Origin of the sequence: Nocardia sp. NPDC057227, from assembly GCF_042669725.1 — a bacterium.
In the GTDB taxonomy this organism is placed as follows: domain Bacteria; phylum Actinomycetota; class Actinomycetes; order Mycobacteriales; family Mycobacteriaceae; genus Nocardia; species Nocardia asteroides_A.
This window is the reverse complement of record NZ_JBHUXA010000004.1, coordinates 192,591-215,196: the sequence shown is the minus strand read 5'-3', so window position 1 is coordinate 215,196 and position 22,606 is coordinate 192,591. Positions and strand designations below refer to the sequence as shown.

General features: G+C 73.4%; 22 protein-coding genes. 18 read left to right on the top strand and 4 right to left on the bottom strand.

The features are described from left to right. The first annotated feature begins 20 nt into the window (after nucleotides 1-20). Together ACFUJ1_RS08895 and ACFUJ1_RS08890 are read left to right on the top strand one after the other, a co-directional pair. Complete coding sequence (locus tag ACFUJ1_RS08895; protein ID WP_378644107.1) at nucleotides 21-365, top strand: spore germination protein GerW family protein; 345 nt, start codon at nucleotides 21-23, stop codon at nucleotides 363-365. 191 nt (nucleotides 366-556) lie between these two features. Continuing rightward, entirely contained in the window at nucleotides 557-934 is a 378-nt protein-coding gene (locus ACFUJ1_RS08890; RefSeq protein ID WP_378644320.1) for a pyridoxamine 5'-phosphate oxidase family protein, read from the top strand. Nucleotides 935-937: 3 nt separating this feature from the next. Here ACFUJ1_RS08890 and ACFUJ1_RS08885 read toward each other — a convergent pair whose 3' ends face one another. Beyond that, complete coding sequence (locus tag ACFUJ1_RS08885) at nucleotides 938-1,837, bottom strand: universal stress protein (RefSeq protein ID WP_378644106.1); 900 nt, start codon at nucleotides 1,835-1,837, stop codon at nucleotides 938-940. Nucleotides 1,838-2,066: 229 nt separating this feature from the next. On the opposite strand from ACFUJ1_RS08885, the gene ACFUJ1_RS08880 reads away from it, so the two are divergent. The 4 genes from ACFUJ1_RS08880 (at nucleotide 2,067) to ACFUJ1_RS08865 (ending at nucleotide 6,336) form a co-directional block, all read left to right on the top strand. Then, entirely contained in the window at nucleotides 2,067-3,239 is a 1,173-nt protein-coding gene (locus tag ACFUJ1_RS08880) for an aminoglycoside phosphotransferase family protein (protein WP_378644104.1), read from the top strand. 212 nt (nucleotides 3,240-3,451) lie between these two features. After that, a complete protein-coding gene (locus ACFUJ1_RS08875) occupies nucleotides 3,452-4,726 on the top strand; it encodes a cytochrome P450 (RefSeq protein WP_378644102.1) in 1,275 nt (424 codons plus the stop codon). A 43-nt stretch (nucleotides 4,727-4,769) separates the two neighbouring features. Further along, entirely contained in the window at nucleotides 4,770-5,711 is a 942-nt protein-coding gene (locus ACFUJ1_RS08870; RefSeq protein ID WP_378644100.1) for an oxidoreductase, read from the top strand. A gap of 88 nt (nucleotides 5,712-5,799) precedes the next feature. Next, nucleotides 5,800-6,336 carry a hypothetical protein gene (locus ACFUJ1_RS08865; RefSeq protein WP_378644098.1) on the top strand — a complete coding sequence of 179 codons (537 nt, stop codon included), beginning with the start codon at nucleotides 5,800-5,802 and terminating at the stop codon, nucleotides 6,334-6,336. A 182-nt stretch (nucleotides 6,337-6,518) separates the two neighbouring features. On the opposite strand, the gene ACFUJ1_RS08860 is transcribed toward ACFUJ1_RS08865, so the two are convergent. Then, a complete protein-coding gene (locus tag ACFUJ1_RS08860; protein WP_378644096.1) occupies nucleotides 6,519-8,681 on the bottom strand; it encodes an acyl-CoA dehydrogenase in 2,163 nt (720 codons plus the stop codon). Between the two features lie 191 nt (nucleotides 8,682-8,872). Between ACFUJ1_RS08860 and ACFUJ1_RS08855 the strand changes: the two genes are divergently transcribed. The 5 genes from ACFUJ1_RS08855 (at nucleotide 8,873) to ACFUJ1_RS08835 (ending at nucleotide 13,492) form a co-directional block, all read left to right on the top strand. Continuing rightward, nucleotides 8,873-9,361: an SLATT domain-containing protein gene (locus ACFUJ1_RS08855; RefSeq protein WP_378615576.1), complete on the top strand. Its 489-nt coding sequence runs from the start codon at nucleotides 8,873-8,875 to the stop codon at nucleotides 9,359-9,361. Nucleotides 9,362-9,420: 59 nt separating this feature from the next. Further along, nucleotides 9,421-10,545, top strand: coding sequence for a sensor histidine kinase (locus tag ACFUJ1_RS08850; RefSeq protein WP_378644093.1), 1,125 nt, complete (start codon nucleotides 9,421-9,423; stop codon nucleotides 10,543-10,545). Beyond that, nucleotides 10,542-11,192 carry a response regulator gene (locus ACFUJ1_RS08845; protein WP_378644091.1) on the top strand — a complete coding sequence of 217 codons (651 nt, stop codon included), beginning with the start codon at nucleotides 10,542-10,544 and terminating at the stop codon, nucleotides 11,190-11,192. Before ACFUJ1_RS08850 ends, ACFUJ1_RS08845 begins: the two co-directional genes overlap by 4 nt. A gap of 75 nt (nucleotides 11,193-11,267) precedes the next feature. Further along, nucleotides 11,268-12,275 (top strand): NAD(P)-dependent alcohol dehydrogenase, encoded by a 1,008-nt coding sequence (locus tag ACFUJ1_RS08840; protein ID WP_378644089.1) that lies wholly within the window; start codon nucleotides 11,268-11,270, stop codon nucleotides 12,273-12,275. An 80-nt stretch (nucleotides 12,276-12,355) separates the two neighbouring features. After that, nucleotides 12,356-13,492 carry a serine hydrolase domain-containing protein gene (locus ACFUJ1_RS08835; RefSeq protein ID WP_378644088.1) on the top strand — a complete coding sequence of 379 codons (1,137 nt, stop codon included), beginning with the start codon at nucleotides 12,356-12,358 and terminating at the stop codon, nucleotides 13,490-13,492. Between the two features lie 7 nt (nucleotides 13,493-13,499). Here the strand turns inward: ACFUJ1_RS08835 and ACFUJ1_RS08830 are convergent, their stop codons facing one another. After that, nucleotides 13,500-14,261, bottom strand: a complete 762-nt coding sequence (locus tag ACFUJ1_RS08830; RefSeq protein ID WP_378644086.1) for an alpha/beta fold hydrolase — start codon at nucleotides 14,259-14,261, stop codon at nucleotides 13,500-13,502. Nucleotides 14,262-14,356: 95 nt separating this feature from the next. Between ACFUJ1_RS08830 and ACFUJ1_RS08825 the strand changes: the two genes are divergently transcribed. Continuing rightward, a complete protein-coding gene (locus tag ACFUJ1_RS08825) occupies nucleotides 14,357-14,812 on the top strand; it encodes a hypothetical protein (protein ID WP_378644085.1) in 456 nt (151 codons plus the stop codon). Here the strand turns inward: ACFUJ1_RS08825 and ACFUJ1_RS08820 are convergent, their stop codons facing one another. Beyond that, a complete protein-coding gene (locus ACFUJ1_RS08820) occupies nucleotides 14,813-15,451 on the bottom strand; it encodes a TIGR03086 family metal-binding protein (protein WP_378644083.1) in 639 nt (212 codons plus the stop codon). A 71-nt stretch (nucleotides 15,452-15,522) separates the two neighbouring features. Between ACFUJ1_RS08820 and ACFUJ1_RS08815 the strand changes: the two genes are divergently transcribed. The 6 genes from ACFUJ1_RS08815 to ACFUJ1_RS08790 all read left to right on the top strand — a co-directional run bounded on the left by ACFUJ1_RS08815 (nucleotide 15,523) and on the right by ACFUJ1_RS08790 (nucleotide 22,564). Then, nucleotides 15,523-15,954 (top strand): MarR family winged helix-turn-helix transcriptional regulator, encoded by a 432-nt coding sequence (locus ACFUJ1_RS08815; protein WP_378644081.1) that lies wholly within the window; start codon nucleotides 15,523-15,525, stop codon nucleotides 15,952-15,954. Nucleotides 15,955-16,046: 92 nt separating this feature from the next. Continuing rightward, on the top strand, nucleotides 16,047-17,717 hold the full coding sequence (locus ACFUJ1_RS08810; RefSeq protein ID WP_378644079.1) for an ABC transporter substrate-binding protein: 1,671 nt from the start codon (nucleotides 16,047-16,049) through the stop codon (nucleotides 17,715-17,717). Between the two features lie 5 nt (nucleotides 17,718-17,722). Then, a complete protein-coding gene (locus tag ACFUJ1_RS08805) occupies nucleotides 17,723-18,709 on the top strand; it encodes an ABC transporter permease (protein WP_378644078.1) in 987 nt (328 codons plus the stop codon). Continuing rightward, a complete protein-coding gene (locus ACFUJ1_RS08800; RefSeq protein ID WP_378644076.1) occupies nucleotides 18,706-19,596 on the top strand; it encodes an ABC transporter permease in 891 nt (296 codons plus the stop codon). Before ACFUJ1_RS08805 ends, ACFUJ1_RS08800 begins: the two co-directional genes overlap by 4 nt. Then, nucleotides 19,593-21,224: a dipeptide ABC transporter ATP-binding protein gene (locus ACFUJ1_RS08795; protein ID WP_378644075.1), complete on the top strand. Its 1,632-nt coding sequence runs from the start codon at nucleotides 19,593-19,595 to the stop codon at nucleotides 21,222-21,224. Before ACFUJ1_RS08800 ends, ACFUJ1_RS08795 begins: the two co-directional genes overlap by 4 nt. 23 nt (nucleotides 21,225-21,247) lie before the next feature. Next, on the top strand, nucleotides 21,248-22,564 hold the full coding sequence (locus tag ACFUJ1_RS08790) for an NtaA/DmoA family FMN-dependent monooxygenase (RefSeq protein WP_378644073.1): 1,317 nt from the start codon (nucleotides 21,248-21,250) through the stop codon (nucleotides 22,562-22,564). Nucleotides 22,565-22,606 lie beyond the last annotated feature (42 nt).

Here is a 22,606-nt window from a genome sequence, read left to right as displayed (position 1 = left end):
CCGCTACGAAAGGGAGCAGCATGGACGCGAACGAGATCCTCGCGGTGGCGACGGATTCGATGACGGTGCGCCGGGTCTACGGCGAGCCGATCGAGCGGGACGGGGTGCTGGTGATCCCGGCCGCGGCGGTGAGCGGCGGCGGCGGGAGCGGCGGCGGCGCCAAGGCCGACGGCGAGCACGGCGAGGGCACCGGGTTCGGGCTGAGCGCCAAGCCGGTCGGGGCCTTCGTGATCAAGGACGGCACCGTGCGCTGGCGGCCCGCGCTCGACGTGAACAGGACGGTGCTGGTCGGCGCCGGGCTCGTGCTCTCCGGGGTGCTGGCCGGGGTCGTCATTTCGATCACCGCGATCCGGAGCAGCCGGTAGACGTCCCTTCAGCACGAGTCGATCGGCCGTCGCCGCGATGACCTTCGGCACTGCGGCGGGCGGCCTCGGCGTGGTGGCATGGAGACGTTGATTCCGAGCGGGAAGGCGGGCGGCCGGTGGCAGAGCGCGAGCCGAGTGCGACGACCGGTGACCCGGTCCGGCACGCCGTCGACCTGGGCCGCGCCGAGGCCATGCGGCTGCTGGCGAGCGTGCCGTACGGCCGGATCGTCTTCACGCACAACGCGCTGCCCGCCATCCGGCCGGTGAACCACCTGGTCGACAACCAGGTCATCGTGGTGCGCACCGCGCTGAGCTCGGGATTCTCGCACTCGGTGCGGGAAGAGCGGTCGATGGTGGTCGCCTACGAGGCCGACGAGATCGACCCGGCGCTCCGGCTCGGCTGGTCGGTGGTGGTGACCGGGCTCGCGTACCCGATCACCGCGCCGTCGCTGCTCGCCGAGTACGGCAGCAGGCTGCGGCCGTGGGTGCAGCGGCAGATGGACTCGCTGATCGCCATCGAGCCCACCCTGATCACCGGGACCGCGCTGGTCGAGGCCGCCGCGGCCTGACGCTCAACCGCCGTGCGCCACCAGCACCGGGCAGTGCGCCCGCTGCACCAGCGCGTTGCTGGTGGAGCCGAAGAGCAGCCCGGCGAAGCCACCCCGCCCCCTGCTGCCGACCACGAGCAGCTGCGCCGCCCGCGACCAGCGCAGCAGGTGGTGCCGCGGCCCGGAGAGGTAGAGCTCGCGGCGCACCTCGACCTCCGGGTACTTCGCACTCCAGCCCGCCAGCTGCTCGCACAGCATGCGCTTCGCGGTCGCCGCCAGCTCGGGGTCGTCGATGCCGTCCGACACCCCGGCGAACTCGCCGTAGGGCAGGTCGATCCAGGAGTGCAGCGCGACCAGATCGGCGCCGCGCGCGCTCGCCTCGGCGAAGGCGGCGGCGATGGCGGGCGCGCCCGCGGCCCCGCCGTCCACCCCGAGCACCACCGGGCCCGCCGGGCCGCGGCGCCGGTCGAACTCGCGGTCACGCACCACGACGACCGCGCCGTCGGCGTGCGTGCCGACCGCGAGCAGCGTCGAGCCGAGGTGCGCCGCGGTGCCACCGGTCCCGGTCGCGCCGAGCACGACCAGGTGCGCCCCGGCCGAACGATCGATCAGCGCGCCCGCCGGTGCGCCCTCGGCCAGCTCGGTCCGCACCCGCACCTCGGGGGCGGTCGCCGCGGCCAGCTCGGCCGCGGCGAGCAGCACCGCGCCCGCCCGGACGCGGAGCTCGCCGACCAGCGGCGCCGCCCCGGTCAGCGCGCGCACCGGCTCCAGGTCGACGGCGTGCACCAGCCGCAGCGTGCGGCCGCGGGCGGCGGCGGTGGCGGCCGCCCAGCGCACCGCGCGGTCGCTGCCCGCCGAGCCGTCCACCCCGGCCACGATCGGCGCCGCGACCCGGGGCGGGAACTCGTCGGAGCGAACAGTCATGGTCGGGTCCTCCCTGGCGGCGCGGCGGGCCGCGGCGCGGCCCGTCCCCCGAGTCTCGGCCGCGCGACGACCGATCGGTACGGCCGAGCGCCCCGACCCGGCGGTGCCTTTGGTCCCCGGCTCGCAGTGCCGGTCGGCCCATCGCGGAGAGGCCCGATCGGCGGGGCCGTTGCGCGCGGTTGACGGAATAGTCTGCGCGGCAATATTTTCGGCCGATAGGGTGCTGGACATGAACCACAAGGTCTGGTTGCTCGGGCGGTCCATCGGAGTCGGTGCGCACATCCTGGGGGAGCGGGTGACCAGGCCGCGCGCCCGCGCGGTGGACGACGTCCCGGTCTCCGGCGCCACGCTCACCCCGGAGTGGCTGACGGCGGTGCTCTGCGCCGCGGTGCCTGGCGCCGAGGTGACCGGGTACGAGGTGGCGGGCGGCAGCGTCGGCACCGCCACCAGGACCGCGCTGCGGGTCACCTACAACGACGCCGGGCAGGAGGCGGGGCTGCCCGAGGCGCTCTTCGCCAAGACCACCACCGCCTTCGCCCAGCGCATCCTGCTCGGCGGCGGGCAGATGATCGACGGCGAGACCCGCTTCTTCCGCGATTTCCGCCCGCAGGTCGAGATGGAGGCGCCGATCGGCTACTGGGGCGCCGCCGATCCCGGCTCCTGGCGCTCGATCGCGCTCATGGAGGACATCGCCGAGACCCGCGGCGCCGAGTTCGTCGAGCCGACCGCGCGGATCGGCCGGGACCGGATGGAGGACCTGGTCCGCAACCTCGCCAAGCTGCACCGCACCTTCTGGCGGCACCCGGACATCGCGGATCTCAAGGACACCAAGCAGGCGCTGCGGGCGTACCTGGCCGCCATCGACATGCGCAAGCGCTGCGAGGTCGGGCTGCGCCGCGCCGAGGCGGTGATCCCGGAATCCCTGCGCGGCGACGCGGACCGGCTCTGGGCCGGGGTCGAGCGGGCGATCGCGCTCGCCACCGACGAGCTGCCGCCGACGCTGCTGCACGGCGACCCGCACATCGGCCAGACCTACGTCACCGGCGCGGGCCGGATGGGGTACGTGGACTGGCAGGTGGTGATGCGCGGCGGCTGGGCACACGACTTCGCCTACACCGTCAACTCCGGCTGCGACCCGGCCGACCGGCGGGAGTGGGACCGCGAGCTGCTCGCCGCCTACCTGGACGAGCTCGGCGCGGTCGGCGGCGAGGCGCCCACCTTCGACCAGGCCTGGACGGCGTACCGGCAGCAGGCGCTGTTCGCCTACGCGGCCTGGGCCTTCACCATCGGGCGCGCGGTGTACCAGCCGAAGATGCAGTCCGAGCAGACCTGCCTGACCCTGCTGGAGCGGATCACCGCCGCCATCGACGACCACGAATCGCTGGCCGCGCTGGAGGTCTGAGTACCCGGCTCCCTCCCTGTTTCCGCGGCGCTCCGCCGACTCGAATTACGTTCTGCGAAGTATGTTTTCGGCCCGGTGCGCGGCCGGGCACCGGGCTCGATAGCATCGTGCGGTCCCGGCTCGCGCCGGTCGACATTCGAGGGGGAGCGGCCGTGCCACGGCGTTGTGGTGCGCGGCCCGCCCGTACCGCAGCCGATCAGCAGGGAGAGAACGTGACGAGTACGTCGCAGGCCGGGATTCCGGTTCGATCGTGCCCGGTGGCGCACGGCGCGCCCGGCGACTCCGACGAGCCGCGCGTACCGCTGCACGCGCCGGACTTCGCGGCCGACCCGCACTACTACTACGAGGAGATGCGCCGCCGCTACGGCGCCTTGGCGCCGATCGAGCTGGCGCCGGGGGTGCCCGCCACCCTCGTCCTCGGCTACCGCACCGCCGTCCGAGTGCTGAACGACCCGGAGCACTTCCCGGCCGACCCGCGCGTCTGGCAGCAGACCGTGCCGTCGGACTGCCCGATCCTGCCGCTCCTGGAGTGGCGCCCGATGGCGAGCCGCAGCACCGGCGCCGACTTCACCCGCTACCGCGGGGCGATCACGGCGAGCATGGACCAGGTCGACCTCTACGCCCTGCACGAGGTGGTGGAGTCGCTGGCGCTGCCGCTGATCGACTCCTTCTCTGCGGCCGGCGAGGCCGAGCTGATCAGCCAGTACGTCTACCCGCTGGTCTTCGGCATCGTGAACTACCTGCTCGGCTGCCCGCCGGAGATCGGCGCGAAGGTGGCGGCAGGCACCGCGGCGCTGCTGGAGGGGGTCGACGCCGAGGAGGGCAACCGGCTCCTCGGCGAGGCGCTCATGCAGCTGGTGACGCTCAAGCGCGGCCAGCCGCGCCGCGACATCACCTCGGAGCTGCTGCAGCACCGGGCCGGGCTGGACGACGTCGAGGCCTCGCACCACGTCTCCCAGGTGTACGGCACCGGCATCGAGTTCGAACTGAACCTGATCGTGAACACGCTGCTGCTCATCCTGAACGACGACCGGTTCGGCGGCCGGGTGCTCGGCGGCCACCTCTCCACCAGGGATGCCCTCGACGAGGTGCTCTTCAACGACCCGCCGCTGGCCAACCTGCTCATCACCTACCCGCGCCAGCCGGTGCTCATCGACGACGTCTGGCTCCCCGCACACCAGCCGGTGGTGATCAGCATGGCCGCCTGCAACAACGACCCGATGGTCCGGCGCACCGACCAGATCACCGGCAACCGCTCGCACCTGGCCTGGGGGATCGGCCCGCACGCCTGCCCGGCGCAGAGCATCGCCTACCTGATCGCGCAGGACTCCATCGACCAGCTGCTCGACGCGCTGCCCGAGCTGCGGCCGAACCTGCCGGAGGGCCCGGTCTGGCGCCCCGGCCCGTTCCACCGCGCGCTCACCGCGCTCCCGGTCACCTTCCCGCCCACCCCGCCGATGAATCCGGGCGCCGCCGTTCCGTCCTGACGATTCCGGCCTCGGCCCGGCCGCCGTCCGCCACAATCGGACCGTGGTGCAGTCGAAGGCGCGCGGGTGGACGCCCGCGCAGGCGGGTGAGCAGAGCGGCCGGGTCGCGGTGGTCACCGGCGCCAACAGCGGGATCGGGCTGGAGACCGCGCGGGCGCTCGCCGTTGCCGGTGCCACCGTGGTGCTCGCCTGCCGGGACGTCGGCAGGGCGGAGCAGGCGCGGGAGGCGATCGCGGAGTCGGCGCCCGACGCGGAGGTGCGGGTCGAGCAGCTGGATCTGGCCGCGCTGGCATCCATCACCGAGTTCGCGGCGCGGCTGCCCTATCCCGCGATCGACCTGCTGATCAACAATGCCGGGGTGATGGCGTCCGCGCGAGACAGGACCGCGGACGGGTTCGAGCTCGATTTCGGCACCAACTTCCTCGGCCCGTTCGCGCTCACCGGACGGCTGCTCGACCGGCTGGCCGCCGCGCCCGCGGCCCGGATCGTCACCGTCGGCAGCCACACCGACCGCACCCCGTCCGCCCGGCTCGACTTCGAGGATCTGCAGAGCGAGAACGGTTTCCGCGCCGCGCGCACGTATGCCCGCTCCAAGCTGGCGGTCACCACCTTCATGGTGGAGCTGGACCGCAGGCTGACGGCGGCCGGGTCGTCCACCCGGGCGCTCGGCGCGCACCCGGGCGGGGTGCGGACCGGCATCCTGAACCAGCAGAACCGCCTGCTGCGCTTCGCCTTCGACGAGCGGCTCGCCCGGCTCACCAACTGGTTCAGCCAGAGCCCGGCCGACGGCGCCCGCGCCATCCTGCGCGCCGCGCTCGACCCGGCGGCGCAGGGCGGCGACTACTTCGGCCCCGGCGGCCGGAATCCGCTGGTCGGGCCGCCGGAGCGGGTGCCGATCACCCGGCCCGCGCTGGATCCCGTGCTCGGCGCGCGGCTCTGGGCCGAGGCCGAAAAGCTCACCGGGGTCCGCTACCTCGGCGGGTAGCTCGCCGCGTGTGCCAGGGCCGAACCGGTGGCGGGGCCGCCCGGGAAGGCGGAGAATGTGCCGGGGAAGCGACCGCCGGGGAGGCCGCATGTTCGACCAGCTGTTCCACCGGGCCGCCGTCGCGGCCGGGCTCGCCGTCGTCGGCGCGCTCTGGCTCGCCTTCTTCACGCTGCTCCGCGCGGCGGGCTCGGCGACGCCGTACGTGCTCGGGGTGCTCGCCGTGCTCGGGTTGCTCGGCGCCTGGCGCTACGCCGCCGCCGCGCCGCTCCGGCGCTGGCGCCGCTTCGCCAGGCAATTCACACCGCCGGTGCGGGACGCGCTCGCGGTGGTGATGGACGAGGCGGGGTCGGGCCGCGCCTGGGCCGCCGCCGGGCTCTCCCGCCCGATCCTGGTCGACCGGGCGGGGGACTGGGGCGTCGTGCCCACCGCCGACGGTGCCGCGCTCCGGATTCGCCGCCGCCCCGGGCACCACGTCCCCGACTACGCGGGCGCCGCCCCGGTGCTCGCCCGCGCACTCGGGGTCACCGCCGTCCGGGTCGTCGGCGGCCCGGCCGGCGTCCTGCACCTGTACCTGCACGTCCGCCGCGCGCCTACGCCCGGTGCCGGCAGCCGGCCCGCGAAGTAGCGGCCGCTCCGGCGGATCGGGCCGCGGGAGGAGCGGCGGCTCCGGCGGATCGGGCCGGGAGGAGCAGCCGCTCCGGCAGGTCGGGCCGGGAGGAGTAGCCGCTCCGGCGGATCGGGCCGGGAGGCAGAGGCTGTTCCGGCGGATCGGGCCGGGAGGCGGCGGCCCCTCGGCCCGAACGGGGCCTACTTGATCAGCGGGTCGCGCGGCATGCCGAGGATGCGCTCGGCGATCTGATTGCGGGTCACCTCGGAGGTACCGCCCGCGATGGCCATCCCACGGGCGCCGAGCGTGGCCAGCGCGACGGTCGCGGCCGGGCCGTCCACCAGGGCCAGCTGCTCGCCGAGCAGCGCGCCGGAGATGGCCGCCCACTCGTTCATGTGCTCGGCCAGCGCGAGTTTGGTGATGTTGCCCTCCGGGCCCGGCCCGGCACCCTCGATGCTGCGGGCGGCCCGGCGCAGGTTGAGCAGCCGCAGCGCGTGCTCGTCGGCGATGTAGCGCCCGGCCCGCGCCCTGATGCCCGCGGGCGGCTCCGGGTGCCCGTTCACCCCGGCCACGATGGCCGAGACCGGCAGCATGGCGGCGCCCGAGCCGCCGCCGATGCTCACCCGCTCGTTGCCGAGCGTGGCCCGCGCGACCGTCCAGCCCGCGCCCGGCGCGCCCACCACGTCCTCGTCCGGCACGAAGACGTCGTCGAAGAAGACCTCGTTGAACTCCGCGCCGCCGGTGATCATCCGCAGCGGCCGCACCGTCACGCCATCGGCGTGCATGTCGACGATCACCGTGGTGATGCCCGCGTGCTTGGACGCCGCCGGGTCGGTGCGCACGGTGGCGAGGCCGCGGTGGCAGTAGTGCGCGCCGCTGGTCCAGACCTTCTGCCCGGTGACCCGCCAGCCGCCGTCGACCCGGACGGCCTTCGTGGTGATGCCCGCCGCGTCGGAGCCGGCGGCAGGCTCGGAGAAGAGCTGGCACCAGATCTCGTCGCGGCGCAGCGCGGCGTCCACGAAACGCTCGATCTGCGAGGGTGTTCCGTGCTGGATCAGGGTGAGCACCACCCAGCCGGTGATGGAGTAGTCCGGCCGCTTGACCCCGGCGGCCCGGAACTCCTCGTCGACGACGAGCTGCTCGACGGCGCCCGCCGCCCGGCCGAACGGCTCCGGCCAGTGCGGCATGACGTAGCCGGTCTCGATCAGCCGCTCCAGCTGCGCCGCCTCGTCGCCAGCTGCTGCGATCCCGGCGGCCGCCGCGCGCGCCTTCGTGCGCAGCTCCTCCGCCTCCGGCGGCAGATCGAGGCTGTCCGCGCGGCGTACCCCGGCGGCGGTGCGGTCGAGCACGTCCTCGGCGGGGCCGTCGCCGCCGAAGAGCGCGCGCACGGTCAGCGCCCGGCGCAGGTGCAGGTGCGCGTCGTGCTCCCAGGTGAAGCCGATGCCGCCGTGCACCTGGATGTTCAGCTCGGCATTGCGCACGAAGGCGGGGAAGGCGACGGTGGCGGCCGCGGCGGCGATCAGCCGGAACTGCTCCTCGTCCTCGCCGGCCGCGCGGGCCGCGTCCCACACCAGCGCGACCGCGGACTCCGCCGCCACCAGCATGTTCGCGCAGTGGTGCTTGACTGCCTGGAAGGTCGCGATGGTGCGGCCGAACTGCTCCCTGACCTGCGCGTAGGCGACCGCCGCCTCGACGCAGTCGCTCGCCGCGCCCGCGGCCTCGGCGGCCAGCAGGGCACGGGCCCGCGCCACCGCCGCGTCCCTGGCGCCCGGCAGCACCGCGGCGATCTCTGTGGCGGCGAGGGTGACCCGGCCGGAGCGGCGGGTCGGGTCCAGGTTCTGCGGCGCCTCGACGGTGACGCCGTCCGCTCCGCGCTGCACGAGCAGCACGTCGTCGCCCGCGGTGAGCAGCAGCAGGTCGGCCGCGGCCGCGCCGAGCACCACCCCGGCCGCGCCCTCGGCGCGGTTGCCGGACACCGTGATCCGGCCGTGCAGCCCGACCGCGGCGGTCACCGAGCCGTCGGCCAGCCCGGGCAGCAGCCGGGCCCGCTGCTCGTCGCTGCCCGCGGCCGCGATCACCGCCGAGGCGATGACGGTCGGCAGGAACAGCCCCGGCGCGGCCGCCCGGCCCAGCTCCTCGACGACGACGACCAGCTCGGGCAGCCCGTACCCGGAGCCCCCGTACTCCTCGGGGAGGTGCAGCCCGAGCCACCCCGCCCCCGCGATCTCGGCCCAGAACGGCGGTGTCTGCTCGGTCTCGGCCTCCAGCAGCGCGCGCGCCGCATCCCGCGCCTTGTGCGCGGTGAGCAGCGAGCGGGCCACCCCGGCCAGTTCACGGTGGTCGTCGGTCACGGCAATGCCCATCGGGGCCTCCTGTCCTTGTGCCCTGGTCCACGGTAGGCGAGAGGTGGCATCGTGGATGGCGGAATCTCTCACCCTGTCGGGTGCGGGGGCACCGGGCTCCCCGCCGCCGCACCGAATCCGCTCGAGAGTGGTTGCGCCGAGGACGAATTGGCGAATGCCGGGTACGCGGTGTCCAACTGTATGCTGGCGCGGTGACGAACGATCTCGAGGCTCATCTCGACACTCTGCTGAACGAGGCGGTCGCCGAGCACCGCAGGCGGAAGGACGAACTGAGCAAGGCCAGCTGGGGTCTGAACGTCGGCGCGATCGCGCTCAGCGCGTGCACCACCGTCCTGCTCGGCCTGCACATCGACGGCGCGTACCTCGACGTCTCGCGCAATCTCGCGCTGGTGCTGAGCGCCGCGCTCACGCTGATCGCGAGCGTGAACATGTTCTGGGGCATCGACAAGTACTGGATGCGCCGCAAGGTCATCTACAACGACCTGGTCGTGCTCAAGGAGGAGTTCGACTACGTGTGCGCCATGCGCGGGCCGGGGATGCGCAAGGAGATGGAGGAGATCTTCGGCAGCTACCTGCACATCCTGCGCAAGCACACCGACTACTGGGAGGTGCGCGAGCGGCACACCAGCGTTGCCGTGCTCCCGCTCCCGACGAGCCGGTCCGAGTACAGCACCTCCTGAGCCGGGCCGCGGCACCGGCGTCGCCGCGACGGGACAGCTCGGTCTCGTACGATCGAACGGTGCGTCACCTCGTGCGGTCGGTGTGGACCGAGCCCGCCCCGCCGGATCCGCCGCGGCCGCGCGGGCGGGACCGCGCACTGGTCGCCGCGCTGCTCCTTCTCACCGCGCTGGAGGTGGCGCTGCGACCCGATGTGCCGCACCGGATGATCTGGCTCGCGGTGGCTGCGCTGATCCTGCCCACGCTGCTCTGGCGCCGCACCCGGCCGCTGCCCGCCGTGGTCTTCGCCTTCGCGCTGTCGGCCGCCGTCACCGTGCTGCTCGGCGGCGAACAGTCCGGCCTGACCACGCTCAGCGCGCTGTTGCTGCTGCCGTACGCGCTCTTCCGCTGGGGGTCGGGGCGCGACATCGTGCTCGGCGCGGCCATCGTGCTCACCGGGGCCGCGATCGGCACCGTCGGCAGCGGGCTCCCCGCCGCCGACGCGGCGGGCGGGTTCACCGTACTGTTCGCCGCCGCCGCGCTCGGGCTGGCGAACCGCTACCGCGCCGGGGCGAAGGCCCGCGAGCTGGACCAGGTCAAGCTGCTGGAGCGGGAGCGGCTCGCCCGCGACCTGCACGACACCGTCGCGCACCACGTCTCCGCGATCGCCGTGCGCGCCCAGGCCGGGCTGGCCACCGCGCCCGCCCGCCCGGAGGCCGCCACCGACGCCCTGCGGGTGATCGAGGCCGAGGCGGCCCGCACGCTCACCGAGATGCGCGCCATCGTGCGCGCGCTCCGGGCCGGCCGCGCCGAGCCGGAGCCGAATCCCGGCATCGGCGAGCTGTCCCGGCTGGCCCGCCCGGCGGGCGACGGCCCCGCGATCGAGGTCCGGATCACGGGCCCGGTCGCCGAGCTCCCGCCCGCGCTCGGCGCCGCCGTCTACCGGCTGGCCCAGGAGTCGGTGACCAACGCGCTGCGGCACGCCCGCGCCGCCACGCGGGTACAGGTGCGGGTGCGCGCCGACGACAGCGCCGTCCGGCTCTCGGTGCAGGACGACGGCGAGCACCGCCCGGCCGCGCCACCCGGGCTCGGCCGGCTCGGCATGAGCGAGCGCGCCGCGCTGTTCGGCGGCAGTTGCGAGAGCGGCCCGGCGCCCGGCCGCGGCTGGGCGGTCACCGCGGTGCTGCCGAGGGAGGTCGCCCCGTGACGCTGCGCGTGCTGGTCGCCGACGACCAGGAGATCGTGCGCACCGGGCTGGTGATGATCCTCGACGCCCAGCCCGGCATCGAGGTCGTCGGCGCCGCGGCCGACGGCGAGCTGGCCGTCGCGCTCGCCCGCGAGCTGCGCCCGGACGTCTGCCTGTTCGACATCCGGATGCCGCGCACCGACGGCATCGAGGCCACCCGCAGGCTGGCCGGGCCGGAGGTCGCCGACCCGCTCGCCGTCGTCGTGATCACCACCTTCGACCTGGACGAGTACGTCTACGCCGCGCTGCGCGCGGGCGCCCGCGGCTTCCTGCTCAAGGAGGCGGGCCCGGAGCTGCTGGTGCAGGCGATTCAGGCCGCCGCGAACGGCGACGCCCTGATCGCGCCGAACATCACCGCCCGGCTGCTCGCCGCCTTCGCGGGCACCGCCCCGGAATCCGCACCGGCGCAACCGTTCAGCCCGCTCACCGCGCGCGAGGAGGACATCCTCGCCGCGGTGGCGCGCGGCCGCACCAATGCCGAGATCTGCGCCGAGCTGCACATCGGGCTGAGCACGGTGAAGACCCACATCGCCAGCCTGATGGCCAAGCTCGGCGCCAGGAACCGGGTGGAGATCGTCATCTGGGCGTACGAGACCGGGCGACGCTGACCCGGCCGAAAGGTTGAGGCATCCCCGGCCGCCGGGCCGATGTGCGGAGCACCCCCGGCGCGGAACACTTCCGGTATGACAGAGACCATGCGCGCCGTCGTGCAGCGCGGCTACGGCAGCCCGGACGACGTCCTCGAGCTCACCGAGATCGAACGGCCCGTGCCGGGGGCGGGCGAGGTGCTGGTGCGGCTGCACGCGACGAGCGTCAACACCCCGGACTGGATACTGGTCACCGGGACCCCCGCGGTGCTGCGGCTCGGCTCCGGGCTGCGCCGCCCGTCCGCTCCCGTCCGCGGCAGCGATATCGGCGGAACCGTCGCGGCGGTCGGCCCCGGCGTCACCGGCTTGGCGCCGGGGGACGCGGTGTTCGGGTCGGGGTGGCGGAACCGGGCCGGCGGCGGGGCGGGCACCTTCGCCGAGTACACCGTCGCGCCCGCCGATCAGGTGCTGCGGAAACCGGCGGAGCTGCCGTTCGCCGAGGCCGCCGCGGCGGTGATGTCCGGGATCACCGCGCTCACCGCGGTCCGCGACGTGATCGCCGCCGGGCCCGGCACCCGGCTGCTGATCAACGGCGCCTCCGGCGGGGTCGGCACCTTCGCGGTGCAGGTCGCGGCCCGGCTCGGCGCGCGGGTCACGGCGGTCTGCAGCGGCCGCAACGCCGAGTTCGTCCGCTCGCTCGGCGCCGAGCGGGTCATCGATCACACCGTCGACGACTACACCCGCGGCGCCGAGCGCTACGACGCGATCCTGGACAACGTGCTGAACCATGCGCCTGCCGCGAGCGCTCGGATGCTCACGCCCACCGGCGTTTACGTGCCGAACAGCGTTGGCGGCGGCAGCAGGCTGCTGGCCGGGCTGCCGCGCATGGCGCGGGCGATGACGCTGCTTCGCCTGACCGGCACCCGCGTCCGCACCGTCACCTGCGTGCCGAACCGGGAGAACCTGGCGGCCGTGGCCGAGCAGCTCGGCAGCGGCGAGGTGACCGCCATCGTCGAGCGGAGCTACCCGCTCGACGAGGCGGCGTCGGCGGTCGCGCACATGCTCGGGCACCGGGCCAGGGGCAATATCGTGATCACGATGTAGCCGGGCGATCAGCTACCGATCGGCTATGGGCGGGCGTAGAGTCGACCCACCTCGGTCGGGACGGCTCGGAGGAGCACGCCATGAGATCGCTCTGCCTCGTATGCGCCCTGCTCCTCGTGCTCACCGGGTGTGCTGCCGACGATTCCGGCGGCTCGGCAGGCACGCCGCCCGCCGCCGATAGCGAAGCCGCGCGGATCACCGATCTGATCCGCGGGAAGGTCGCCGCGGCCGGCGTCACCGGCGCGGTCTTCGGGGTGTGGCGCGGCGACGAGCAGATCGTGCTCGGCGCGCTCGGCGACTCCCCGGTTGGCGTTCCCGCCGCCGCCGACCAGCGGGTCCGGGTCGGGCAGCCGATGGAGCCCATGCTCTCCACCGTGCTCTTCCAGCTCGAGGGCGAGGGCGCGCTGTCGCTGGACGAGCCGATCGCGCGCTGGCTCCCCGACTTCCCGCGCGCCGCCGCCATCACCCCGCGCATGCTGGCCGACAGCACCAGCGGCGTCGCCGACTACGTCACCGACCCGGAGTTCCTGCGCCGCTTCGCGGCGAACCCGATCCGCCCCTACACCGCGCGGGAACTGCTCGACCTCGCAACCTCGCGCCCGCCGCTCTTCGAGCCGGGGAAGGGCTGGTCCTATGCGCACAGCGACCTCGTCCTGCTCGGCGAGGTACTCCAGCACGCGTCCGGCAAACCCCTCGGCGAGCTGATCGCCCAGCGCATCACCGGCCCGCTCGGGATGACGGCCAGCGCGGTCGCGCTGACCTCCGAGATCGCCGCCCCCTACCTGCACGGCTACACCACCGAGCGCGCGGTCTTCGAGGACTCCACCTTCTGGAACCCGACCGCCTTCCTGCACTCCGGGAACATGAACGCCCCGGTCGCCGACATCGGCCGCTGGGTGCGCGCGCTCGGCACCGGCGAGCTGCTCGAACCCGCGCAGTTCGACGCCATGATGGGGCCGTCCACGGCCGGGCTCGGGCCGTTCACCACCGAGCGGTACTTCGCCTTCGGCGTGGTGCACCTGGGCGAATGGCTCTACATGAACCCCTCCTACGGCGGCTACGACGGCGTCGCGCTGTACGACACCACCAGCCGGACCACCGTCGTCGTCTACACCACCGACGGCCCGGCATCGGACGGCAACGCCAACTCCGCCATCCCGATCGGCGCCGCCGTCGCGGGTGCGTTCGTGCCCGACCGCCCGCCGCGGCTGCCCTGAGCCCGGCTCAGCCGGCGTGCGTGCTGTCCAGCACGGTCGCCGCCACCAGATTCGGGTCGTCGATCATCGGCACGTGCCCGACGCCGGGCAGCACCCGGAAGGTGGCCAGCGGCAACCGCTCCCGCGCGATCGGGCCGAACCGCTCGACCGGCAGGATCGCGTCGTGCTCGGACCAGGCCACCGTCACCGGGCAGTCCGGGGTGAAGGCGGTCAGCGCCTCGTCGCTGCCGAGCAGGTCGGCGGCGACGGCGCACTCGGCGGTGTCGACGGCGGTGCGCGCCGCATCCGCGGCGGAGAGCCGGTCGCCGCGCACGGCGACATCGCGCAGCACCAGCCTGCGCACCGCGGGGACCCGCAGGAAGGGCGGCGCCACCGGCCGGGTTGCCCGCGCCAGCCACACCACCCTGCGCAGCTTGCGCACCGCGCCTGCGTGCGCGGCGTCGTCGCGCCAGAGCCCGGCGGGGGAGAGCGCGCACACGCTCGCCGCCCGGCCGCGGGCCGCGAGCTCGAGCGCGACCCAGCCGCCCATGGAGTTGCCCGCCAGGTGCGGCCGGTCCAGCCCCAGCTCGTCCAGCAGCCGCTCGGCATCGTCGACCACGTCGGCGAAGCGCGCCGGGCGGCGCACCGCCGCCGCGCCGCCGCGATGCCCGAGCGCGGTCGGCGCGTGCACCCGGTGGTGCGGTTCGAGCAGCGGGACCACCTCGCGCCACACCGCCCCCGACATGACGACACCGTGCAGCAGGACCAGATCGGGGCGTGCGGAGACCACCCGCGAATTGTCCACCCGCGCAGTGCCGCGGCGCCAACCGCCATTTCGATGGCACGTCACTTGATTGCGCACAATTAGTGCGGCACGATCACGGGGTGAGCACTCCCGAGGTCGCCGACCGCACCCCGTCCTCGCCCGTCGTCCGGGCACTGCGCCTGCTGGCCCGGCTCTGGCTCGGCATCAGCCTGGTCTTCGCGGGCATCAGCCATCTGAGCTTCGCGCGGCAGGACTTCCGGGCCCAGGTCCCCGCCTGGGTGCCGCTGAACGAGGACTTCGTCGTGCTCGCCTCCGGCGTGGTGGAGATCGTGCTCGGCGCCGCGCTGCTCTTCGCCCCGCTGCGCTGGCTGCCGATCGTCGGGGTGGTCGCCGCGCTGTTCTTCGTCGCGGTCTTTCCCGGCAATATCGGTCAATGGCGCGAGGGGGTCGACGCCTTCGGGCTCGACACCGACGCGAAACGGTTGGTCCGGCTGTTCTTCCAGCCGGTGCTCATCGCCGTCGCGCTCTGGTCGACCGGCGGCTGGACCTGGCTGCGGGAGCGCGTGCGCCGCTGATCAGTGCCCGCGCCACCCCGGGTCCCGGCCGAGCAGCGCCACCACCCGATCCAGCCCGTCCCCGCCGGACCACGGCACCTCCGGGCCGAAGGCCGAACCGGGCGCGGTGCGGGCCGCTCCGCCCGGCACGACCGCCGCGACCTCATACGCGGCCGCCAGCACCCGGTCGTCGAAGCGCACCGGCAGTCCCAGCGTGCGGGCGATGTCCCAGGCGTGCACCACGTAGTCGACGAAGTGGAAGCACACCGCCTGCGCGCCGGAGAACTCCCCGCCGAACTCGACCAGTGGAACCCGGCGCCCCAGGGCGCCCGGCTCGGCGAAGGCGGCCAGCACCGTCTCGGCGGCGGCCAGGTACTCACCGGCCGGATCGTCACCGAGCGGGCCGACCTTCCATGCGGCCGGGTCGCCGCCGCCGCGCACGGCGGCCGCGAAGCCGCGGTGCTGGGCGATGGAGTGCGTGAGCAGGCCGTGCAGGGTCCAGTCGGCGCACGGCGTCGGTAGCCGCAGGTCGGCCGGGCGCACCCCGGCGACCAGTTCGACGCTGGTGCGCACGGCCGCGGCGTGGTGCGTGATCAGGTCGGTGCGGGCGGCCAGGGCGTCCAGTGCGGCGAGCGGGTGTACCGCGGAATCGGTGGTCATGATCGTCCTTTCGTAAGCTTATGCATATCGTGTGCTCATGCTTACGATCTGTCAACCGCTATTTTCGAACGGTGCCCGACCGCCGCCCCGACCTCGCCGCCATGATCGTCCCGCTCGGCCGCGCCCTGATGGCCGCCGAGCAGCCGGTGCTCGACCGGCACGGCATCTCCATGTGGGGCTACTCGGTGCTGCTCGGCCTCGGCGCCGAACCGACGCACACCCAGTCCGCCCTCGCCAAGCGGATCGGCGCCGACAAGACCCGGATCATCCCGGTGCTGGACGAGCTGCAGCGGCAGGGGCTGATCCGCCGCGAACCCGACCCCGCCGACCGCCGGGTCAACCTGGTCGCGCTCACCGACGCGGGCCGCGCCACCCGCGATCGAGTGCAGCGCGATATCCAGCGGGCCGAGGAAACGGTGCTCGAACCGCTCGCCGCCGCCGACCGGACGGCGCTGCTCCGGGCGTTGCGCGTGCTCTACGAGGCGAACCGGAGTCCGGACTGAGTATTTCAATTCCGCTAGATGCAAAATGTTTGCTTCGGAAGGCTCCGTTGTCACCATGAGTCGTTCTTTCGACCGAGTGACAGGAACGACCGATGCCCCGACGTGCCGCCCCATCGGGTGCTCGACCCTTCCGCACCTGGCGCCGAGCCGGCGCCGCCGCGCTCGCGGCGCTGACGCTGGCCCTGGCCGGCTGCTCATCGGGCGGTGACGCCGCGGGCGGCGACGGCACCCCGGTGAACGGTGGCACCGCGCGCTTCGGGCTCTCGATCGACCCGCCGTGCTTCGACCCGCACTACACCGGCACGATCATGAACTACACGGTCGCCAGGAACGTCCTCGACTCGCTGCTCTACTGGAAGCCGGACGGCACCTTCGCGCCCTGGCTGGCCACCGGCTACCGCATCTCCGACGACAAGCTCACCTACACCTTCGACCTGCGCTCGGGCGTCGGCTTCAGCAACGGTGAGGTGTTCGACGCCGCCGCCGTGAAGGCCAACTACGACTTCATCCTCGACCCGGCCAACGCCACCAACGCCGCCAAGGTGCTCGGCAGCATCCAGCAGGTGAACGTCGTGGACACCGACACCGTGGAGCTGAAGCTGCGCAAGGTGGATTCGGGGCTGCTGCGCTCGGTCTCCAGCGTGCGCGCCGGGTTCATCGCGCCGTCCAAGCTGCCGCTCAAGGACAAGCTCTGCAAGGACACCGCGAACCTGATCGGCACCGGTCCCTTCACGATTCAGCAGTACAACCCGGGCCAGGACGTCACGCTGGCGAAGAACCAGGGCTACAACTGGGCGCCGGAATCGGCCGGTCACCAGGGCCCCGCCTACCTCGACCAGGTGGTCTTCACCTTCCTGCCGGAGACCTCCGCGCGTACCGGCGCGCTGCAGTCCGACCAGGTGGACGTGATCGACAGCGTGCAGTCCTACGACGTCCCGCTCTTCCAGGACTCCGCGGACTTCGAGTACCTCGTCGGCTACGACACCAGCACCTCGTTCGGCTTCAACCTCAACGCCGGCCAGTTCCCGACCGACGACGTGCGGGTGCGCACCGCCCTGCGCGACGGCTTCGACGTGAACGCGGTGGTGCAGAGCCTCTACCAGGGCCACGTCCGGCGGAACTGGAGCTGGGCGGGCGCGGACAGCCCGTACTACGACCCGAGCCTGGAGAACAAGTGGGGCAACAAGATCGACGCCTCCAACAAGCTCCTCGACGACGCGGGCTGGACCGCGAGGGACGGCAACGGCTACCGCACCAAGGACGGTAGGCGGCTCACGGTCAACGTCGAGTACATCGCCGAGGCGGTGCGCGACCAGCGCGACATCCTGATCCAGTCCATCCAGGCCGAGCTGAAGAAGAACATCGGGCTGGAGCTGGTGCTCAACACCCCCGACTCCGGCACCTTCTACTCGCGGCTCTACAGCGGCAACTACGGCATCTACCCGAACATCTGGACCGGCGCCGACCTCGCCAACAACGTCACCAACTACATCAACGACTGGCTCTACAAGTACGCCCAGCCCAAGCCCGCCGAGGTAACCGCCATCAACGACCTGGCGCTGCGCGCGGTCGGCAGCCTGGACGAACAGCAGCGCATCGACCTGGTGCACCAGGTGCAGCGCCGGATCGTCCTCGACGACGCGCTCTTCGTTCCGCTCTCCTCCGGCGCCTTCCAGATCGCGACCTCGGCGCGGGTGCACAACATCGGCTTCGAGCCGGACTCGCTGACGGTCGGCAGCTTCCACGACGTCTGGATCGGCTGAGTCCCGTGGTGGATTCGCTCGCGGTCCGGCCAGCCGCCGACGAGGGGCGGGCGCGGCGCGGGAACAGCGCGCTGCGCAGCACGATCATCGGCCGGTTGGTCGGCGCGGTGGTCGTGCTCTGGGCCGCGTTCACCGCGACCTTCGTCGCGCTGCAGTTCATCCCGGGCCGGATCGAGGACATCATGGCCGGGGACGTCGACTACCCCGGGCTGCGCGAGACCATCCGCGCGGACTGGGGGCTCGACAAACCGCTGTACGAGCAGTACTTCCAGTACCTGGGGCGGCTGCTGCAGGGCGACCTGGGCCGCTCGTACGTCAAACGGCAGGACGTCACCGACCTGATCCTCGCCCAGATCGGCTCGACCATCGAGCTGGCGCTGGCCGCCGGGCTGCTCGCCGTGGTCGGCGCGATCGCGGTGTCGGTGTTCACCTCGGGGCGGAACCGGTTCGTGCGCTCGCTCTGCTCCGCGCTGGAGATCGTGGCGAACTCGGTGCCGGTGTTCTGGTTCGGGCTGCTGCTCCTGCTCGCCTTCTCGTTCAACCTGAAGTTCTTCCCGGTCTCCGGCGCGAAGGGCCTCTCCGCGCTGGTGCTGCCCGCGATCACCCTCGCGCTGCCCACCTTCGGGCTGCTCGCGCCGGTGCTGCGGGACGCCATGGAGCGGGCGCTGGAGCAGCCGTTCGCGGTGACCGCGCTCGCCCGCGGCATCAGCCCGACCCGGCTGCGGCTGCGGCACGCGCTGCGGCACGGGCTGGTCCCGGCCGTCACGCTGGCCGGGTGGCTGGTGGCGCACCTGCTCGGCGGCGCGGTGATCACCGAGACGGTCTTCGGCAGGCCGGGGCTCGGCACCATCGCGCTGCAGGCGGTGCTGAGCAAGGACGTGCCGGTGGTGCTGGCCATCGTGCTCATCGTCGCCGCCATCTACGTGCTGGTCTCCACCATCGTCGACATCTCCTACGCCCTCATCGACCCGAGATTGAAGGCGGCCCGATGACCGTCCGGACCACGAAGGAGCCTGCGGCGGAAGCCGTCCCGGCCGCCGCGCCCGGCGCCGGGCCCGCGCGCCGCCGGTGGCGCAGGCCGCCGCTCCCGGTGCTGCTCGCCCTGCTCTACCTGGCGCTGGTGCTGGTGGCGATCGTCGCCCCCGGCCTGCTCGGCGCCGCCGACCCCACCGCGACCGCGCCCGCGTCGGCGCTGCGCGCGCCCGGCGACGGTTTCCTGTTCGGCAGCGACCAGCTGGGCCGCGACATCTGGTCCAGGATCCTGTACGGCGCGCGCTGGTCGCTCGGGATCGCGGTGGCCGCGCTGGTGATCGGGGTCGTGCTCGGCGCGGTGCTCGGGCTGATCGCCGGGCTGGCGCCGCGGATCGTCACCGAGGTCACCGGCCGCTTCTTCGACCTGCTCTCGGCGTTTCCCGGCGTGCTGCTCGCGCTGCTGATCGCGGTGCTGTGGGGGCGCGGGCCGACCGGCATCGCGCTCGCCATCGGGCTGGCCGGGGTGCCCAAGTTCGGCCGTATCATCCGGGCCCGCACCCTGCAGGTGAGCCGCTCGGACTATGTCGTGAACGCGGTGACCTTCGGGCACGGCCGGGTGCGCAATATCGTCCGGCACGTCTTTCCCAACGTGATCGGCTCGATCGGGCTGGTCGCGGCGATGGACCTGGGCGCATCGATCCTGGCGGTCTCCGGGCTCAGCTTCCTCAAGATGGGGCCGCAGCCACCCACGCCCGAGTGGGGCATCATGCTCGCCGAATCCAGGGACATTCTGCGGGTCGCCTGGTGGGCCAGCGTCTTTCCCGGCCTGGCGCTGGTGCTGACCGTCGCCTCCTTCGTGGTGCTCGGCCGCTACGCCCAGGCCCGCTACGAACGGAGGCTGCGGTGAGCGAGCCGTTGCTCGAGGTGGAGAACCTGCGGATCGGCTTCGGCGGGAAGCCGATCGTGCACACCGGGACGAGCTTCACCCTGGCCGCCGGGGAGTGCGTGGCGCTGGTGGGGGAGTCGGGGTCGGGCAAGAGCCTGACCGCGCGCAGCCTGGTCGGGCTGGTCGGGCCGGGCTCGCGGGTGACCGCGGACCGCTTCCGGATCGGCGGCGCGGACGTGCTCGGCTTCGACGCGAAGGCGTGGCAGCGGGTCAGGGGCCGCGAGGTCGGGCTGGTGCTGCAGGACGCGCTGGTCAGCCTGGATCCGTTGCGCACGATCGCGCACGAGGTCGGCGAGTCGCTCGCCGCGCACCGGCTCGGGACCAGGGGGAGCAGGCGCGGCACCGTGCGCGGGCTGCTGGAGTCGGTGGGGATCGCGCGCGCCGAGGAGCGACTGGACCAGTACGCGCACCAGCTCTCCGGCGGGCAGCGGCAGCGCGCGCTCATCGCCTCGGCCATCGCCGCCGACGCGAAGGTGATCGTTGCCGACGAGCCGACCACCGCGCTCGACGTCACCGTGCAGCGGCAGGTGCTCGGGGTGCTGCGCAAGCGGCTCGCCGACGGCGCCGGGCTCTTCCTGGTCAGCCACGACCTGGCGGTCGTCGCCGGGCTGGCCGACCGGGTGCTGGTCCTGCGCGAGGGTGAGGTGGTCGAGCACGGCCCCACCGCCGAGGTGCTGCGCGAACCGCGGCACCCCTACACCCGGACGCTGCTCGCGGCGGTGCCGAGCCGGGAGTCGCGCGGCTTCACCCTCGGCTCCTACCGCGATGCGGCGGCCACCGGCATCGAGCGGATCCCGGCCCCGGCGCACACCGTCGACCCGGACCTGGTCGCGCTCGAGGTATCGCACCTGACCGTCGCCTACGGCAAGCCGGGGCCGGGCAGGCTCACCGCGGTGGACGACGCCAGCTTCGCCGTGCGGCGCGGCGAGACCCTCGGCATCGTCGGCGAATCCGGCTCCGGCAAATCCACGACGGTGAAGGCGATTCTCGGGCTGGTGACCCCGGAGTCCGGGGAGATCCGGCTGGACGGCAAGCCGTGGAGCACGCTGCGCGAGGCCGAGCGCAGGCCGCGCCGGGAGCAGGTGCAGCTGGTGCCGCAGGACACGCTCAGCTCCTTCGACCCGCGCTACACCGTCGAGCAGATCATCGCCGAGGCGCTGCTGCGCGGGCTCCCGGAGAAGGCCGCGCGCCTGCGCCGGGTGCGCGAGGTGCTCGACTGGGTGCACCTCTCCCGCGACCTGCTCGACCGGCACCCCGCCGAACTCTCCGGCGGGCAGCGCCAGCGGGTCGCCATCGCCAGGGCGCTGGCCCCGACCCCGCGCGTGGTGCTCTGCGACGAGCCGGTCTCCGCGCTCGACGTCTCGGTGCAGGCGCAGATCCTCGACCTGCTGCAGGAGCTGCGCGCCGAGCACAGCACCACGATCCTCTTCGTCACCCACGATCTCGGTGTCGTGCACCAGATCTCGGACCGGCTGCTGGTGATGAAGGACGGCCGGATCGTCGAGCAGGGCGAGGTGACCGCGGTCTTCGACGAGCCACAGCACGACTACACCCGCGAACTGCTCGCCGCCGTCCCCGCCATCGCCTGACCCCACCCACGAAAGCGGAACCGATGACACACCGATCCGGGCTCATCCTCAGCGCCTTCGTCATGGGCGCCGGGCACCACGCGGCCTCCTGGCGGCACCCCGCCGCCCCCGACACCCCCGCCGAGCTGACCCCCGCGCACTACCTCGAGCTGGCGCGGATCGCCGAGCGCGGCAAGTTCCAGTCCTTCTTCCTCGCCGACACCCTGAGCTTCTCGCCGAACCTCGAGCTGAACGGCATCAGCAACCTCGAGCCGCTGATCACCCTGGCCGCGATCGCCGGGCAGACCGAGCACATCGGGCTGGTCGCGACCGTCTCCACCGCCTTCTACCCGCCCTACCACCTGGCCCGGCTGATCAACACCCTGGACCACGTGAGCGCGGGCCGGTTCGGCTGGAACGTCGTCACCTCCACCGCCGACCGGGAGGCGCGGAACTTCGGGCTGGAGACGCTGCTCGAGCACGACGACCGCTACCGGGACGCCGCCGACTTCGTCGACGGCACGCTGCACCTGCTGAACAGCTGGGCGCCGGATGCCGTCCTGCGCGACCGCGCCACCGGCCGCTACCTCGACCCCGCCCTGGTCGCCGACGCCCCCGCCCGCTTCGGCCGCTTCGACTTCGGCGGCGCGCTCGACCTGCCGCGCTCCCCGCAGGGCACTCCGGTGCTGGTGCAGGCCGGGCGCTCGCCCGCCGGGATCACCTTCGCCGGGAAGTACGCCGAGGTGGTCTTCACCGTGCAGCGCAGCTTCACCGAGGCGCACTCGTTCCGCGCGCAACTGCGCGCCGCCGCCGAGCAGGCCGGGCGGGCCCCCGGCGACATCCGGGTGCTGCCCGGGCTCTGGCCCTTCCTCGGCTCCACCGAGGCCGAGGCGCGGCAGCTGCACGCCGAACTCGAGGAGCTGGTGCTACCCGAGCAGGTCGCCAAGCAGATCGAGATCTTCACCGGCCTCGACCTGAGCGGCCACGGCTGGGACGAGGTCATCCCGGAGCTGCCCGAATCCGGCTTCCAGGGCCAGCAGGGTCGCTACCACAAGCTGCGCGAGCTCATCGCCGGCGGCGAGAACACCCTGCGCAAACTGCAGAAGGAGTTCGGCACCAGCCGCGGCCACCAGGTGCTGGTCGGCACGCCGGAGCAGGTCGCGGACTCCATCGTGGAGTGGTTCGACGGCGGCGCCGTCGACGGCTTCAGCATCCAGCCGCCGATCCTGCCGCACGGCCTCGAGCTCTTCGTCGACCACGTCGTGCCCGAGCTGCAGCGCCGCGGCGTCTTCCACCGCGACTACACCGCCGCCACCTTCCGCGACGAGCTGCGCGCGACCAGCGCGGTGCCCGCGGGCTGAATCCGGACCCAGCCGCCGCACCGGGCCAGCCGAATCCCCCTC